General features: G+C 72.4%; 16 protein-coding genes. 10 read left to right on the plus strand and 6 right to left on the minus strand.

All coding sequences use genetic code 11. The annotated features are described in order from the left end of the window. Positions 1-22 precede the first annotated feature (22 nt). Complete coding sequence (locus ACQPYE_RS06070) at positions 23-1,432, plus strand: phospholipase D-like domain-containing protein (protein WP_498719831.1); 1,410 nt, start codon at positions 23-25, stop codon at positions 1,430-1,432. A gap of 111 nt (positions 1,433-1,543) precedes the next feature. On the opposite strand, the gene ACQPYE_RS06075 is transcribed toward ACQPYE_RS06070, so the two are convergent. Both ACQPYE_RS06075 and ACQPYE_RS06080 read right to left on the minus strand, forming a co-directional pair. After that, on the minus strand, positions 1,544-3,571 hold the full coding sequence (locus ACQPYE_RS06075; RefSeq protein ID WP_498719833.1) for an ATP-dependent DNA helicase: 2,028 nt from the start codon (positions 3,569-3,571) through the stop codon (positions 1,544-1,546). A 142-nt stretch (positions 3,572-3,713) separates the two neighbouring features. Further along, the gene (locus tag ACQPYE_RS06080) at positions 3,714-4,289 is read right to left on the minus strand and encodes a biotin transporter BioY (protein WP_498719835.1); all 576 of its coding nucleotides are present in this window, start codon (positions 4,287-4,289) and stop codon (positions 3,714-3,716) included. Positions 4,290-4,983: 694 nt separating this feature from the next. On the opposite strand from ACQPYE_RS06080, the gene wecB reads away from it, so the two are divergent. Continuing rightward, on the plus strand, positions 4,984-6,147 hold the full coding sequence (gene wecB / locus ACQPYE_RS06085) for a non-hydrolyzing UDP-N-acetylglucosamine 2-epimerase (RefSeq protein ID WP_498719837.1): 1,164 nt from the start codon (positions 4,984-4,986) through the stop codon (positions 6,145-6,147). Positions 6,148-6,279: 132 nt separating this feature from the next. Next, the gene (locus ACQPYE_RS06090; protein WP_498719839.1) at positions 6,280-6,942 is read left to right on the plus strand and encodes a hypothetical protein; all 663 of its coding nucleotides are present in this window, start codon (positions 6,280-6,282) and stop codon (positions 6,940-6,942) included. A gap of 54 nt (positions 6,943-6,996) precedes the next feature. Here the strand turns inward: ACQPYE_RS06090 and ACQPYE_RS06095 are convergent, their stop codons facing one another. Together ACQPYE_RS06095 and ACQPYE_RS06100 are read right to left on the minus strand one after the other, a co-directional pair. Next, positions 6,997-7,566: an isochorismatase family protein gene (locus ACQPYE_RS06095; RefSeq protein WP_498719841.1), complete on the minus strand. Its 570-nt coding sequence runs from the start codon at positions 7,564-7,566 to the stop codon at positions 6,997-6,999. A gap of 9 nt (positions 7,567-7,575) precedes the next feature. After that, on the minus strand, positions 7,576-8,850 hold the full coding sequence (locus tag ACQPYE_RS06100) for a nicotinate phosphoribosyltransferase (RefSeq protein ID WP_498719843.1): 1,275 nt from the start codon (positions 8,848-8,850) through the stop codon (positions 7,576-7,578). Positions 8,851-8,926: 76 nt separating this feature from the next. On the opposite strand from ACQPYE_RS06100, the gene clpS reads away from it, so the two are divergent. The 7 genes from clpS (at position 8,927) to ACQPYE_RS06135 (ending at position 12,919) form a co-directional block, all read left to right on the plus strand. After that, a complete protein-coding gene (gene clpS, locus ACQPYE_RS06105) occupies positions 8,927-9,226 on the plus strand; it encodes an ATP-dependent Clp protease adapter ClpS (protein ID WP_498719844.1) in 300 nt (99 codons plus the stop codon). After that, the gene (locus ACQPYE_RS06110; protein ID WP_498719846.1) at positions 9,223-9,780 is read left to right on the plus strand and encodes a DUF2017 domain-containing protein; all 558 of its coding nucleotides are present in this window, start codon (positions 9,223-9,225) and stop codon (positions 9,778-9,780) included. The genes clpS and ACQPYE_RS06110 overlap by 4 nt, the downstream gene beginning before the upstream one ends. Continuing rightward, positions 9,780-10,337 (plus strand): peptidase S58, DmpA, encoded by a 558-nt coding sequence (locus tag ACQPYE_RS06115; protein ID WP_498719848.1) that lies wholly within the window; start codon positions 9,780-9,782, stop codon positions 10,335-10,337. Before ACQPYE_RS06110 ends, ACQPYE_RS06115 begins: the two co-directional genes overlap by 1 nt. A gap of 207 nt (positions 10,338-10,544) precedes the next feature. Continuing rightward, positions 10,545-11,081, plus strand: coding sequence for a DUF2231 domain-containing protein (locus ACQPYE_RS06120; protein WP_498719849.1), 537 nt, complete (start codon positions 10,545-10,547; stop codon positions 11,079-11,081). Positions 11,082-11,132: 51 nt separating this feature from the next. Then, the gene (locus ACQPYE_RS06125; protein WP_498719850.1) at positions 11,133-11,588 is read left to right on the plus strand and encodes a M67 family metallopeptidase; all 456 of its coding nucleotides are present in this window, start codon (positions 11,133-11,135) and stop codon (positions 11,586-11,588) included. Between the two features lie 71 nt (positions 11,589-11,659). Next, positions 11,660-11,932, plus strand: a complete 273-nt coding sequence (locus ACQPYE_RS06130) for a MoaD/ThiS family protein (RefSeq protein ID WP_498719851.1) — start codon at positions 11,660-11,662, stop codon at positions 11,930-11,932. A 36-nt stretch (positions 11,933-11,968) separates the two neighbouring features. Beyond that, positions 11,969-12,919 (plus strand): PLP-dependent cysteine synthase family protein, encoded by a 951-nt coding sequence (locus tag ACQPYE_RS06135; RefSeq protein WP_498719852.1) that lies wholly within the window; start codon positions 11,969-11,971, stop codon positions 12,917-12,919. 52 nt (positions 12,920-12,971) lie between these two features. On the opposite strand, the gene ACQPYE_RS06140 is transcribed toward ACQPYE_RS06135, so the two are convergent. After that, positions 12,972-14,297, minus strand: a complete 1,326-nt coding sequence (locus tag ACQPYE_RS06140) for an extracellular catalytic domain type 1 short-chain-length polyhydroxyalkanoate depolymerase (RefSeq protein WP_498719853.1) — start codon at positions 14,295-14,297, stop codon at positions 12,972-12,974. Further along, entirely contained in the window at positions 14,294-14,971 is a 678-nt protein-coding gene (locus ACQPYE_RS06145; RefSeq protein ID WP_498719854.1) for a polysaccharide deacetylase family protein, read from the minus strand. The genes ACQPYE_RS06140 and ACQPYE_RS06145 overlap by 4 nt, the downstream gene beginning before the upstream one ends. Between the last annotated feature and the right edge of the window lie 333 nt (positions 14,972-15,304).

The following is a 15,304-nucleotide window of genomic DNA, read 5'->3' on the forward strand; positions in this document are numbered from 1 at the left end:
GTTTGCGGTAACCACTCCCGACGTGGGCCTGTTGGACGTGCTGGACGCCAAGCTCGGTGACGGGCTGGAGAGCTTGCTGTGCGCGCACCACGCCAGACGGTTGCGCAAGCTGGGGTGGGGGTCGGTCTTCGGTTCGGAGGCCGGCTGGTGGACGCCGCGACGGCCGGTGCGGACCGGCAACCAGGTCGACGTGCTGGTGGACGGGCACGAGGTGCTGCCCGCCATCGCGGAGGCGATCTCGTCGGCGCGCAAGTCCGTCCACCTGGCCGGGTGGTGCGCCAGCCCGGACTTCCGGCTGACCCGCGAACCGGGTTCGCCGACGTTGCGCGACCTGCTGGCGTCGGCCGCGTCCCGGGTGCCGGTGCGCGTGCTGCTGTGGGCGGGTCCGCCGGTGCCGATGTTCGAGCCGACCCGCAAGCGCGTGCTGGCGGCGCAGCGCGAGTTCACCCGCGACAGCTCCGTGCGGTGCGAGATCGACGCGCGGGAGCGGACGTTGCACTGCCACCACGAGAAGATCGTCGTGGTGGACGACGAGGTGGCGTTCGTCGGCGGCATGGACCTGACCGCGGTGGAGGGCGACCGCCACGACACCACCGAGCACCCGCCCCGGGAACCGCTGGGCTGGCACGACATCGGGACGCGCCTGCGCGGGCCGATCGTCGCGGACGTGGCCGAGCACTTCCGCCTGCGCTGGCAGGAGATCGCCGGCGAGCAGCTGCCCCCGGCCGTCCCACCACCTCCGGCCGGCTCGTCCTCCGCCCAGCTGGTGCGCACGATCCCGGAGCGCACCTACGACTTCGCGCCCCGCGGTGAGTTCAGCCTGCTCGACTCCTACCTGCGCGCCCTGCGCTCGGCGACGAGCCTGGTCTACCTGGAGAACCAGTTCCTCTGGTCGCCCGAGGTCACCGAGGTCCTGATCGACAAGCTCCGCAACCCGCCGAACCCCGACTTCCGCACGGTCCTGGTGCTGCCGCGCAAGCCGAGCAACGGCGCGGACACCACCCGCGGCCAGCTGGGGCGCCTGCTGGACGCCGACGACGGCAACCACCGCCTGGTGGCCGCCACGCTGTCCTCGCACGACGGCGCGACGTCCTCGTCGGTCTACGTGCACGCCAAGCTCGCCCTCGTGGACGACCGCTGGCTGAGCGTCGGCTCGGCCAACCTGAACGAGCACTCCCTGTTCAACGACACCGAGGTCAACGTCGTGACCGACGACCCGGAGGTGGCCCGGGACGCCCGGCTGCGCCTCTGGTCCGAACACCTGCAACGCCCACTGGCCGACGTCTCCGGCCCGGCTCACGAGGTCGTGGACACCCTCTGGCGCCCCACCCTCGCCTCGTCGGGCGAACACCGCCTGACCGCCCTCCCGGGCGTCTCCCGCCGCGCCGGCCGCCTCCAAGGCCCGCTCCGCGGCCTCCTCGTCGACGGCTGACCCCCCGAGTCCTACGTTCAGAACGCGCGAGTCCTACGTTCACGTCGCGCGAGTCCTACGTTCGCGTACCCCGAGTTGCACGCTCAGGACACGCGACCTGCGGAAACGTGCTCAGTTGTTGGCCGCGTCGAGCCGCTTGAGCGCCGCCCGCACGACCTCCGGGTCGTACGTCGTCCAGAACGGCGGCAGGGAGGCACGCAGGAACCCGCCGTAACGGGCCGTCGCCAGGCGCGGGTCGAGCACGGCGACCACGCCCTTGTCGTTCATCGAACGCAGCAGCCGCCCGGCGCCCTGGGCCAGCAGCAGCGCGGCGTGGGTCGCGGCCACGGTGAGGAAACCGTTGCCGCCGCGCGACTCCACCGCCTTCTGCCGCGCCGACGCCAACGGGTCGTCCGGCCGGGGGAACGGGATGCGGTCCATCACCACCAGCGACAACGCCGGCCCCGGCACGTCCACGCCCTGCCACAGCGACAGGGTGCCGAACAGGCACGTCTGCGCGTCCTCGGAGAACCGCTTCACCAGCTGCCCCGTGGCGTCGTCGCCCTGGCACAGCACGGGGTAGTCCACCTTGTCCCGCAACGCCTCCGCCGCCGCCTTCGCCGCACGCATCGACGAGAACAGCCCCAACGTGCGCCCGCCCGCCGCGTTGACCAGGCCCTCGATCTCGTCCACGTAGGCCGGTGGCAGCCCGTCACGTCCCGGCGGCGGCAGGTGCCGTGCCACGTAGAGGATCCCGCTGCTGCCGTGCTCGAACGGCGAGCCGACGTCCAGCCCGCTCCACCGCGGCGCGCCCAGGTCCGACGGCGGCTCCTTGTCCGTCGCCGTCCCCTCCGCCTTCCGCGCACCCGACGCCGCCGGCAGCCCCCACTGCCGGGCCAACGTGTCGAACGTGCCGCCCAACGTCAACGTCGCCGAGGTCAGGACCGTGGTCCGCTTCCCGAACAGCCGCTCCCGCAGCAACCCGCCGACACCCAGCGGCGCGACCCGCAACGACGGCGGTTTGTTGCGGTCGGCGAAGTCACCCGACACCCAGACCACGTCGTGGTCCTCGTCGAACGCCCCCAGGATCCGCGTGGCGCAGTCGTGCACGTCGTCCAGCAGCGACATCGCCAGCTTGCGCGACGTCGCGCCGTCCACGTCCTCCTTGCGCTCCGGCCCCAACGACGTGATGCACGCGTGCGCCGCGTCCTTGGTCGCCCGCAACGCGCCCGCCAACGCCTGCGGCAGGCTGTCCAGCCGACCGGCCGGCAGCTCCTCCAGGATCATCGCCAGACCGTCGCTCGCCTCGGCCATCCGGTCGGCCACCGTCTGGTCGATCAGCCGCCCGCAGCGCCTCGCGGCCGTGGCGACCAGGGACGCGCTCAGCTCCTCCGTCGCCACCGACGTCACCCGGTCCACCAGGTCGTGCGCCTCGTCGATCACCACCACGTCGTGGTCCGGCAGGACCTGGTAACCCTCCAGCGCGTCCACGGCGAGCATCGCGTGGTTGGTCACCACGACGTCCGCCTTGCCCGCCTCGGCCCGTGCCTTCTCCGCGAAGCAGTCCACGCCGATCGGGCACTTGTTCACGCCGAGGCACTCACGCGCGGTCACGGACACCTGGCGCCACGCCTGGTCCGTCACGCCGGGCACGAGCTCGTCCCGGTCACCGGTCTCGGTGTCGGACGACCACTCGTGCAGGCGCTTGATCTCGCGGCCCATCTTGGACACCGCGAACGGGTCGAACAGGCCCGCGTCCTCCGGCTCGTCCGGGGCGCCGGTGTGCAGGCGGTGCATGCACAGGTAGTTGCGGCGGCCCTTGAGGATGGCGAACCTCGGTTCGCGCCCCAGCTCCTTGCGCAACGCCTTGGCGAGCCGGGGCAGGTCGCGGTCCACGAGCTGGCGTTGCAGCGCGATGGTGGCGGTGGAGATGACGACCGTCGTCTCCTCGGCCACGGCGTGCCGCAGCGCGGGCACCAGGTAGGCCAGCGACTTGCCCGTGCCGGTGCCCGCCTGGACGGCGAGGTGCTCGCCGGTCCGGATCGACCGCTCGACGGCCTCGGCCATGTCGACCTGGCCCTGGCGTTCGGCTCCGCCCACCGCCTCCACGGCGACGGCGAGCAACGTCCTGGTGTCGGGGATGGCGGTGGTGGCGGGCACGGCGAAGACCGTACCCGCCCACCCCGTCAACACGGGCCGGAGACCCCGACGCGTGCTGAGCGTTGAACTCGGGTGTTCCGAACGTAGGACACGCGTGTTCCGAACGTAGGACTCACGCGTTGTGAACGTAGGACTCTCGGGGTTACTTGCGGTTCAGCAGGGCCCAGGTGGCGGGCAGGAGGCCGGCGGCCAGGGCGATCTTCAGCGCGTCGCCCAGCAGGAACGGCGTCACGCCCAGTTGCAGCGCCTTGCCGAAGCCCACCCCCGCCGCGGCCATCAGCCACGGCACGCCGCACGCGTAGATCACCAGGTTGCCCACCGCCATCGTGCCGACGGTCCGCAACGGCGTCCGGTCACCGCCCCGGGCCGCCAGGTGGCCGACCAGCGCGCCGGCGAACACGAACCCGACCACGTACCCGAGCGACGCGGGCGTGCCGGACGAGGCGCCCTGGAACCACGGCACACCGGCCACGCCGGCGATCAGGTAGAGCGCCATCGACGCGCCACCGCGCTGCCACCCGAGCGCCGCGCCCACCAGCAGGGCGGCGAACGTCTGACCGGTCAGCGGCACGGGGCTGCCCGGCACCGGCAGCGCGACCTGGGCGGCCAGGCCGGTCAGCCCGGCGCCCGCGACGACCAGGGCGATGTCACGCGCGAGAGCGCCCGGGACCAGGTCGGCGAGCACCGCGCGACGGCCGGGAACGGCGAGGACGGACACTTGGGACCTCCCAGAGGATCGACTTCACCGCGAGGTTAACCGGCGATCACCGGCCTGGTCTGCGTCGGAGCTCCACAAAGTCGGGCACATCACGCGCGACGCCGCACCCCACCGTGATCCGCTCGGTGTCGCGCTTCCATCGATCGGGGATCGCCCGATAGGGCTGCTTGGTGGTCATCGGGTCTGCGCAGGGCGAACTTCACCCCCGGATCGAGTGACAACGCGAAGTGATTTCGGGCGACGAGCCCACCACCGGTGGGTGCAATTGCGCGATTCGAGTGACCGTCGTCCCTCTTTACGGTCAACAGCCCTCAATACGGCGGGAGGAACGCCGATAGGGGCATTTGCTCGACCAGACGTTCCGAGAGTGAGGAGCTGCATGCGTGTGCCCATGACGCGGCGCGTCGCGGTGGCCGGACTGGTCGCCGCCACGGCGCTGGTCCTCGGAGCCGCACCGGCCTCGGCGCTGCGCCGCCGACACGGCCTCGCGGCGGTCTGAGCCGTGTGCGAGACCCCCGGCGACGCGGTCGGCACCGGACTCGGCTCGTCGGCGGCGACCGCCGACGAGTAGCGCGCGTGCGCCCCGGCCACGCGCTCACCCCCAGTCGCGCGGCCGGGGCGCCGCACCCCCGACATTCCGGCGTCACCCGAATCGGGGTGAACGCCACTCGAGAAACGCGGTGGAAGGAGCAAGGTGAAGGAAGTCGTGCTGCTCGCGGGCACCCGACCCGAGGCCGTGAAGGTCGCGCCGGTGGCGCTGGCGCTCGGCGACCACCCGGTGCTCCGGCCCGTCCTGGTCCACAGTGGACAGAGCAACGGCGTGGTCGGGCAGGCGCTGGGCGCGTTCGGCCTGCACGTGGACGTCGGGCTCGACGTGCCGCGGACCACCGGGGGCCGGGGCGAGCCGCCGGCCCGCCTGGTCGCGGAGTTCGACCGGCTGCTGCGCCGGCGCGATCCGGCCGTCGTCCTCGTGCCGGGCGGCACGACCACCGCGCTGGCCGGCGCGCTCGCCGCGTCCCGGCGCGGCGTCCCGGTCGCGCACCTCGAAGCCGGCCCGCTCCCCGGCGACCTCGCGGGGCCGGTCCCCGAGGAGGGCGCCCGGCGGATGATCGCCCGGATCGCCACCCTGCACCTCGTGCCCACCGACGAGGACGCCGCCGCGCTCGTCCGCGAGGGCGTGGCCGACCGCCGGGTCGTGGTCACCGGCAGCACCGCGGTCGACGCCGTGCAGCGGGTGGCCGCCGCCGACCTGCCCGCCCGCGACCCCGACCTCGCGCTGCTGGAACGCGTGCTCGACGAGCGCTCCGAACGCCTGGTGCTGGTCACCGCGAACCGGCGCGAGTCGCGGGGCGAGCCGTTGACGCGCGTGCTGCACGCCGTGCGGGCGATCGCCGACCGGCACCCCGACGTGCGCGTGCTGCTGCCCGTCCACCCGGACCCGCGGGTGCGCGCGGCGGCACGGGCCGTGCTCGGCGGGCACGAGCGGATCGTGGTGACCGAGCCGTTGGGCTACTCGGACCTGGTGCGCGCGTTGCGCCGGTCCGCGCTGGTGCTCACCGACTCCGGCGGCATCCAGGAGGAGGCGCCCACGTTCGGCGTGCCGGTGCTGGTGCTGCGCGACACGACCGGGCGGGTGTCCGCGGTGGAGGCGGGCGGGGCGTGGCTGGTCGGCACCGACCCGATCCGGATCGTGGCCGAGGCGGGCTGGGTGCTCGGCGCGCGGCTGCGGCTGCCGCGCGGGCGCAACCCGTTCGGCGACGGCCGCGCGGCGTTCCGGGTGCGTGGCGCGTTGGAACGACTCGTGGGTCTGCCGGGTGATTTCTCCAGCGCGCCGCTGCCGGTGCGCATCCCGTGCTGATCACGCCCCGGTGGTCGTCACTCGATCAGGTACGGAATTTCCTCTTGCGGGTGATGTGCGCGCTAGATCATCGGGTCGTGTCCGCCGGGGTTCGATAGTCCTCTCGTCCGTGAAGAGCAGAAGGGCGACACGATGAAGCAGATCGGAGCGCGCCGGGTCGGCGCCGTGACCGCGGCGCTGGTACTCGGCCTGGTCACGGCCGCGCCACCGGCGTCGGCGGCCAACCCGGCGGGGGTGGCGTCCGTCGGCTCCGCCGAGTTCACCAAGGCGGGCACGGGGGTCACCGTCGCGCCGCTGGCGCCGTGCGCGGTCGACGGCACGACGTCGAACTCGTCCGAGGCGGTGAGCCGCACGGGCGTCCGGTTCGGCGCGGGCACGTCGTCGTGCACCACCGCGGTGGTGGACCCGGACAACGGCACGACCACGACCACGTCCGAAGCGGTCGGTTCCGCGTTCGAGCTGTCGGCGCTGGTGTCGGTGGGCGGGCCGAGGCTGCGGGTGGGCAAGTGGAAGAGCACCTGCGTGGGCACCGAGTCCGGCACCAACGCGGCCTGGGCGGCGGACGGCCTCCAGGGCTTCACGGGGCTGCCCGAGCAGATCGCGCCGAACCACGTGCACGAGGTGAAGGCGGGCGACGGCACGGTGCTGGCCACCGCGACGTTCGGCGAGACGATCGTGCCGAACCCGAACGACGGCAGCATCGCGATGACCATGCTGCACCTGCGCTTCACCGAGGCGTCCACCATCACCGGCCACGTCGTCCTCGGCGCGACCGCCTGCGCCCCGACCCCCTAGACCGCGCGCGTGTCGAACGCCCGAGCCGGGCGTTCGACACGCGGGTCGGTGAGGTCAGCCGACGCGCGGGGTGCCCGCCAGCGTCACGCCGGCATCACCCAGCCGCGTCAACGCGCTGTCCACCGTCGCCTGCGACACGCCCGCCGTGAGGTCCAGCAGCACGGTGACCGCGAAGCCCGCCTCCGCCGCGTCCACCGCCGTCGCGCGCACGCAGTGGTCGGTGGCGACCCCGACCACGTCCACCTGGTCGACGCCGCGCGCCCGCAGCCAGTCCACCAGCCGCTCACCCGTGCGGGACTCGCCCTCGAAGCCCGAGTACGCCGCTGCGTACGCGCCCTTGGAGAACACCTCCTGCACCGGCGTCACGTCCAGCTCCGGGTGGAACGCCGCGCCGGCCGTGCCCGCCACGCAGTGCACCGGCCACGAGTCCACGAAGTCCGGCGTCTCGCTGAAGTGCGCCCCGGGGTCGACGTGGTAGTCGCGCGTCGCCACCACGTGGTCGTACGACGACGAGGCGACGTGCGCCGAGACCGCCGCCGCCACGGCCGCACCGCCGGGCACGGCCAGGGAACCGCCCTCGCAGAAGTCGACCTGCACGTCCACCACGATCAGCGCCTTGCTCATCTGCGCCCCCTACAGGAACGTCGTCGGGATCGCGGGCTCGCCGCGGGACAGCTTCAGACCTTCCCACGGCACGGTCACCAGAGCAGCACGGAGCCGCTCCCGGCTCTCCGCCAACGTGTCCAGGCCGTCCACCCGCCGGCCGGCGCGGACCAGCGGCACGGCCAGCAGCCGGTCGTGCGCGCCCGTCGACGGCTCGGCGTCGTGCGGGAACACGACCTCCTCCAACGCCGTCCCGGTCTCCTTGTGCCGCCGCAGCGAGCTCTTGCGCCCGCCGCGCGACTCCTTGTGCGAGCTGCGCTTGGCCACCGGCCGCCCGGCCACCTCGACCAGCTTGTAGACCATGCCCGCCGTCGGCGCGCCCGAGCCCGTGACCAGGGACGTGCCCACGCCGTAGGCGTCCACCGGCTCCGCGCGCAGCATCGCGATCGCGTACTCGTCCAGGTCGCCCGACACCACGATCCGGGTGTTCCGCGCGCCCAGGGAGTCCAGCTGGTCACGCGCCTGCCGCGCCAGCACGCCCAGGTCGCCCGAGTCGATCCGCACCGCGCCCAGCTCCGGCCCCGCCACCTCGACGGCGGTCTTGATGCCGTTGGTGATGTCGTAGGTGTCCACCAGGAGCGTCGTGTCCACGCCCAACGCCTCGACCTGCGCCCGGAACGCCTCCTCCTCGCTGTCGTGCAGCAGGGTGAACGCGTGCGCGCACGTGCCGGCGGTCGGGATGCCGTGCCGCCGGGCCGCCTCCAGGTTCGACGTCGCGGTGAACCCGGCCAGGTACGCGGCCCGGGCCGCCGCCACGGCCGCCTCCTCGTGCGTGCGGCGCGACCCCATCTCGATCATCCGGCGACCGTTGGCCGCGCCCACCATCCGGGCCGCGGCCGAGGCGATGGCGCTGTCGTGGTTGAGGATCGACAGCGCCAGGGTCTCCAGCACCACGCCGACGCCGAACGGCGCCCGCACGGACAGGATCGGCGAGCCCGGGAAGTACAGCTCACCCTCCGGGTAGCCGTCCACGTCCCCGGTGAACGTGTAGTCCGCCAGCCACGACAGGGTGGCCTCGTCGACCACGTCCGTGCGTTCCAGCAGCTCGATGTCACGATCGGTGAAGGTGAAGTCGGTGATCGCGTCCAGCAGCCTCCCGGTGCCCGCCACCACCCCGTACCGCCTGCCCTCCGGCAACCGCCGGGCGAAGACCTCGAAGACGCACGGTCGGTCGGCGGTGCCGTCGCGCAGCGCCGCGGCGAGCATCGTCAACTCGTAGTGGTCGGTGAACAGCGACGTCGACATGCGAGGAAGCCTAAGCGGTCGGCCAGGGTGCCCCTGAGGGCTCCACCGCGGAGCGGAACATGACACCATTGGCGGTATGACCACGCCCGTCGAGCATGAGCGGACGCAGGTTGACCCGGCCGGCGAGGAGGTCCGCAGCGAGGACCGCCCGTGGCAGACCCTGGTCTGGAACGACCCGGTGAACCTGATGTCCTACGTGACGTACGTGCTCCAGAAGCTGTTCGGCTACAGCCGTGACCACGCGACCAAGCTGATGCTGGACGTGCACCACAAGGGCAGGGCGATCGTGTCGTCGGGGACCAAGGACAAGGTGGAGGCCGACGTGGCCAAGCTGCACGCGGCCGGGCTCTGGGCGACCATGCAGCGTTCGTCGTGAAGAAGTGGACACGCACCGGCGACCAGGTGCTCGGCCGGTTCGACCGGCAGGAAGCGGCCGTGGTGCGCGGCCTGGTGAGCCAGATCCAGGACATGCTGATGGCACGCGCCGAAGAGGCCCCGCAGGACGAGCTGGCGGAGCTGACCGGCATCCGCACCGGCCCGTCCACGCCGCCGGACGACCCGATCCTGGGCCGGCTGCTGCCCGACTTCCACCGGCTCGACCCCGACGCGCCCGATCCGGGCGAGGTCGACTCGGCCAACGCCCTGCGTTCGCTGCACGAGCCCGAGCTGCTGGACCTGAAGACCGGTGTGGCGGCGGTGGTGCTGCGAACGTGCCCGCCCGACGGCGGTGAGGTGCGGCTGGCGCTGGACCAGGCCGAGGCGTGGCTGTCGGCGTTGAACGACGTGCGGCTGGCGCTGGGCACGGCGTTGGACGTGCAGGAGGACATGCCGGACGAGCTGCCGCCGGACGACCCCCGGTCGCCGCACCTGGGCGTGTACCACTGGTTGACGTGGGTGCAGGAGACGCTGATCGAAGCGGTCATGGCCTGATGCTCCTCGGGCGCGCGCCGGGGGTGGCGGTGCTGCTGACGCCCGCCGGCGCGGTGGCCGGGGTCGACGTCCGGGGCGCGCCGGTCGGCACGCGTGAGCTGGACCTGCTCGACCCGTCGACGCTGGTGCGGCGGGTGCACGCCGTGGTGCTGGGCGGACCCGCGGTGGTCGACGGGGTGGTGCGGTGGCTGGCCGAGCGCGGCCACGGCTTCCCGGTCGGCCCACGACCGTTCGAGGTGGTCCCGATCGTGCCCGCCGCGGAAGCCCTGGGCCTGCCCCCGGCCGACGGCTACGCGGTCTGCGCGTCGGCCGTGCCCCTGGACGTGCCCGCGCTGGCCTTCGTCGGCTCGACCGCGGTCGGCCTGGTCGTCGTGGACGCCGACCTGGACCCGGCGGAATGCCGAAGGGTCGCGATGTCGGCCCACGACGCCTTCGCCCGCGCCGGGACCACCGTCCCCGCCACCGTCTTCGCCGTCGCCACCGGCGCCCCGACCGGCACCCCGCTGAACGACCTCTGCACCACCGCCACCACCGCCCTGGAACGCGCCACCCACTGACCCGCGCGTGTCGAACCCCCAGGTCCCGCGTGTCGAACCTCCAGGACCCGCGTGTCGAACCTCCAGGACCCGCGTGTCGAACGCCCAGGGCCCCGAGTTCCACGCCCAGGGCGGCGGCGGTCGGCCCGGAACGTGGAACTCGGGGGTCCTGGAGGTTCGACACGCAAGACCTGAGTGTTCGACACGCGCGGTGGGTACCCGAGGGGCATGGCGGCTGTGCAGAGGGCGTTCAGGTGGGTGCGGACCAGTCCGGCGGTCGGGAAGGCGGCCGGGGCGTTGGCGGAGGCGGTGCCCGCCGCGCTGCGCAAGCGCGAGGTGACCGACCTGCTGCGCGCGAGGGCGCTGGGGCGGCCGGTGCACCCGGCGGTCGTGGCGCTGCCCATCGGGCTGTACGCGGCGTCGACGGCGCTCGACCTGATGCCGGGCGGGAGCAAGGCGGCGCGGGCGTTCATCGGGGTCGGGCTGGCGGTCGCGCCCGCGGCGCTGGCCACGGAGCTGGCCGAGTACGGCACCTTGCCCGAGAACCGGAGGCGTGCCGCGTTCGTGCAGATCACGGCCAACGCCGCCGCGACCGTGTGCTACCTCACGTCGTTCCGCCTCCGGGGCCACGGCTTCGGCCTGCTGGCCAGGGGCGCCTCGGCGCTGGGGCTGGCGGCGCTCGGCGCGGGCGGCCTGCTGGGCGTCCACCCGACCGACCCGAAGGTCCACCGAGCGGTCTTCGAGAGCACTCGCGAACCGGCGTAGTGCGAGTTCTCACACGGCGGGACACCTTCCCCCACCACGTAGGATGGTGCCGTGCTGGTGATTCGCCGTGACCTCGTGGACGCGATGGTGGCCCATGCCCGTCGCGATCACCCGGACGAGGCGTGCGGGATCATCGCGGGCCCGGAGGGCTCCGACCGCCCGGAGCGGTTCATCGCGATGGACAACGCCGAGCGCTCGCCGACGTTCTACCGCTTCGACTCGATGGAGCAGCTGCGCGTCCACCGCGAGATGAGCGCCAACGACGAGGAGACGATCGTCGTCTACCACTCGCACACCGCGACGGAGGCGTACCCGTCCCGCACGGACATCTCCTACGCGAGCGAGCCCCAGGCGCACTACGTGCTCATCTCCACCCGCGACCCGGAGCAGCACGAGCTGCGCTCCTACCGGATCGTGGACGGCGTGGTGACCGAAGAGCCCGTCGAGGTCGTGGAGTCGTACATGTTCGCCCACACCGGCTCCGACGACACGCCCGACTGTCCCTGAGCCCTCCAGGTGCGTCCGCGCACCACTCGTGGCACCACCTTCACCAAACCCGGCTCCTCGGAGGTACCAGCATGGCCGTCACCGTCTCCATCCCCACGATCCTGCGCACCCACACCGGTGGGCAGAAGTCCGTCGAGGCCGCGGGCGCGACGCTCGCGGAGGTCATCGACGACCTGGAGACCAACCACGGTGGCCTGAAGCAGCGCCTGGTCAAGGAAGGCGCGCTCCACCGGTTCGTCAACGTCTACGTCAACGACGAGGACGTGCGGTTCGCGGGCGGCCTCGCCGCCGCGGTCAAGGACGGCGACACCGTGACGATCCTCCCGGCCGTCGCGGGCGGCTGACCCACCCCAGAAGGACTCACCCCGGAGGAAGCGATCGTGGCCCGGTACGAGTCACTGCTCGACGCGGTCGGCGGCACGCCCCTGGTGGGCCTGCCCCGGCTGTCGCCGTCGAAGGACGTGCGGCTGTGGGCGAAGCTGGAGGACCGCAACCCGACCGGCTCGATCAAGGACCGGCCGGTCCTGATGATGATCGAGGAGGCCGAGCGGACCGGGGTGCTCACGCCGGGCTGCACGATCCTCGAACCGACGTCGGGCAACACCGGCATCGCCCTCGCCATGGCCGCCAAGCTCAAGGGCTACGGCCTGGTGTGCGTGATGCCGGAGAACACGTCCACCGAGCGCAAGCAGCTGCTCCAGGCCTACGGCGCGCGGATCGTGTTCTCGCCGGCGGCGGGCGGCTCGAACCAGGCCGTGGCGACGGCCAAGGAACTGGCCGCGCAGAACCCGGAATGGGTGATGCTCTACCAGTACGGCAACCCGGCGAACCCCGGCGCGCACTACCACGGCACCGGGCCGGAGATCCTCAAGGACCTGCCGACGATCACGCACTTCGTCGCGGGCCTGGGCACCACGGGCACGCTGGTCGGCGTGGGCCGGTACCTGCGCGAGCACAAGCCGGACGTGCAGATCATCGCGGCCGAGCCGCGGTACGGCGAGCTGGTCTACGGCCTGCGCAACCTCGACGAGGGCTTCGTGCCCGAGCTGTACGACGCCGCGGTGCTGACCGGTCGCTTCTCGGTCGGCTCGTACGACGCGCTGCGCCGCACCCGGCAGCTGCTCGAAGTGGAGGGCATCTTCGCGGGCATCTCCACCGGCGCGATCCTGCACGCGGCGCTGGCCGCGGCGGAGAAGGCGGCGGCGCGCGGCGAGTCGGCGGACGTGGCGTTCGTGGTCGCGGACGCGGGATGGAAGTATCTGTCCACCGGCGCGTACGCGGGCACGTTGGACGAGGCTGCGGAACGGCTGGACGGTCACCTCTGGGCCTGAGGCCAGAGGGCCGGAGAAGGGCCCCGCTTCACCGCGGGGCCCTTCTCTCAGTTCAGCCGATCGTGCAAGCCACGCCGTTGAGCGTGAACGAGGTCGGCTTGTCCGTGTTGCCGTTGTGGGTGGCCTGGAACCCGATGCCGACCGACGCGGACGGGTTGAGGGCGCCGTTGTAGGACGCGTTGCGCGCCGTGACCGCACCGCTGGTCGGTGCGTACGTGGCGTTCCACCCGCTGCTGATGGTCTGCCCGCCGGGCAGGGTGAACGCGAGCTGCCAGCCGTTGATCGCGCTGGTGGACGTGTTGGCGATGGTGATGCTCGCGGTCAAGCCGGTGTTCCAGCCGTTGACGGTGTAGGTGACCCGGCAGCCGCCGGTCGGAGGGTTGCCTGTGGTCGTCGTGGTCGTCGTCGTGGTGGTTGTCGTGGTCGTGGTGCCGGTGGTCGTGCTCGTCGTCGTGGTCGTGGTGGTGTCGCCGGGCCTGTCCAACCCGAAGAACTGGATGGCGCGCAACGCCATGCCCGCCCCCATCAGGTTGTGGCCGGTGCCCTGCATGGAGATGGCCTCGACCTTGTCGCCGTAACGGGTGCGCGTCCACCCGGACTGCGGGCTGTCGCTGGACGTCGGGGTGGTGGACAGGCCGTGCACGTTGGTCCACTGGTCGATCGTCTCGCCGAAGTTCGGGTACCGCAGCGTGTCGTCCGCGGTGCCGTGCCAGATCTGCACGCGCGGCCGGGCGCCGGTGTAGCCGGGGTACATGCCGCGGGCGAGGTTGCCCCACTCCTGCGGCGTGCGGAGCACCTGGCCGTTGGCGCAGGAGCTGTTCCAGCCCGAGCCGTCGGTGGTGGCGAAGCAGCTCGCCGGCACGCCCGCGAACGCCGCGCCCGCGGCGAACACGTCCGGGTAGTTGGCGAGCATGACGTTCGTGGTCATCGCGCCGGACGAGACACCGGTGACGAACACCCGGCTCGTGTCGCCGTTGTAGCGCTGGAGCACGTACCGGACCATCGACATCAGGCCGACCGGGTCGCTGCCGCCGTCACGCCGCAGCGCCTGCTGGCTCGACACGTCGAAGCACTGCCCGCTGCGGGTCGCCGACGGGTAGACCACGATGAAGCCGTACTGGTCGGCCAGCCGGGCGAAGTCCGTGCCCGAGTGGAACGCCGGGCCGGTGCCCGTGCAGTAGTGCACGGCCAGCAGCACGCCCGGCCTGGCCTGGGTGCGGTCCGGCACGTACAGGTGCATGCGCAGGTTGCTGGGGTTGGCGCCGAAGCCGGTGACCTCGGTGAGCGTGGCGGCCGACGCCTGCGGTGCGGCGACGAAGGCCAGCACGAAGGCCGCGGCGGCGGCCAAGGAGGTCACGATCGCGCCGAGGACCTTCACGGAGCCACCACCCGTCCGGTGTTGTCGATGCGGCCGGGGCAGAGGTTCTTGGCCGCCAGGCCCTGGACGATGCGCGGCACGGCGTTGACCGTGTTCTGGTAGCTCGCGTGCATGAGCACGATGCCGCCCGCGTTCGCGCCGGTCGCCGCGCGCACGATGGCGTCGGTCGACGCGCCGTTCCAGTCCTGCGAGTCGACCGACCAGATGACCTGGGTCAGGCCCAGCTTGCGCGCCTCGGTCTGCACGGTCGCGTTCGTCGCGCCGTAGGGCGGGCGGAACAGCGTCGGCGTCTGGCCGGTGGCGTTGCGGATCGCGTTCTGGGTGTCGCCGAGCTCCTTGGCCACGGCGGCGGCGCTCAGGTTCGTCAGGTACGGGTGCGACCACGAGTGGTTGCCGACCCACATGCCGGCCTGCACGACCTCGCGGGTCAGCTGCGGCTGCTGCTGCACGCGTGAGCCGAGGTCGAAGAACGTGGCGCGCGCGCCCGCCGAGCGCAGCGCGCTCACCAGTGGGCGGGTGAACTGCGCGTTCGGACCGTCGTCGTAGGTCAGCGCGACGTACCCGTTGCAGGCGAGCGCGACCGGCCCGGCTGCCGGGGCGGGCGCGGCGCCTGCGGCGTTCGCGGACAGCAGTGGCGCCACCATCAGCAGCACCACGGCCAGAAGGGTCCTCATGACCATTCCCTCCTCCTTGAGGATCACGGCGTGAGTCGTCGTCACTATGTGTCACCGAGCGTTCGCGGACAATGAGTTTCGGGAAAGTTGCGAGTCTCAAATGGCCTGATGAGCTGCGGCAACGCCCCGTGCACCCGTTTGGTGGTGCCGGTTGCGCCCGAAAACTTTCGGTCAGTCGCCCGGTGGTCGGTCGCAAATCCTTCCGACAGCCGTCCAAAACCAATTGCAAAACAAGTCCGGTAGTCCGCGCCGGTGATCCGCGTGAATTGCCGCGTTACCGAATCCGCTTCGGCAACCCGCAGCCTCCGGTGGTTCCGCGCAGGCTTCCGACCT

This window comes from Actinosynnema sp. CA-299493 (assembly GCF_050946825.1).
In the GTDB taxonomy this organism is placed as follows: Bacteria; Actinomycetota; Actinomycetes; order Mycobacteriales; family Pseudonocardiaceae; genus Actinosynnema.

Excerpts from the sequence above, each read along its gene's own strand:
- ACQPYE_RS06095 (WP_498719841.1), bottom strand. The coding sequence starts at position 7,566 with ATGAGCAAGGCGCTGATCGTGGTGGACGTGCAGGTCGACTTCTGCGAG.
- ACQPYE_RS06130 (WP_498719851.1), top strand. The coding sequence starts at position 11,660 with ATGGCCGTCACCGTCTCCATCCCCACGATCCTGCGCACCCACACCGGT.
- ACQPYE_RS06115 (WP_498719848.1), top strand. The coding sequence starts at position 9,780 with ATGCTCCTCGGGCGCGCGCCGGGGGTGGCGGTGCTGCTGACGCCCGCC.
- ACQPYE_RS06145 (WP_498719854.1), bottom strand. The coding sequence starts at position 14,971 with ATGAGGACCCTTCTGGCCGTGGTGCTGCTGATGGTGGCGCCACTGCTG.
- ACQPYE_RS06120 (WP_498719849.1), top strand. The coding sequence starts at position 10,545 with ATGGCGGCTGTGCAGAGGGCGTTCAGGTGGGTGCGGACCAGTCCGGCG.
- ACQPYE_RS06100 (WP_498719843.1), bottom strand. The coding sequence starts at position 8,850 with ATGTCGACGTCGCTGTTCACCGACCACTACGAGTTGACGATGCTCGCC.
- clpS (WP_498719844.1), top strand. The coding sequence starts at position 8,927 with ATGACCACGCCCGTCGAGCATGAGCGGACGCAGGTTGACCCGGCCGGC.
- ACQPYE_RS06090 (WP_498719839.1), top strand. The coding sequence starts at position 6,280 with ATGAAGCAGATCGGAGCGCGCCGGGTCGGCGCCGTGACCGCGGCGCTG.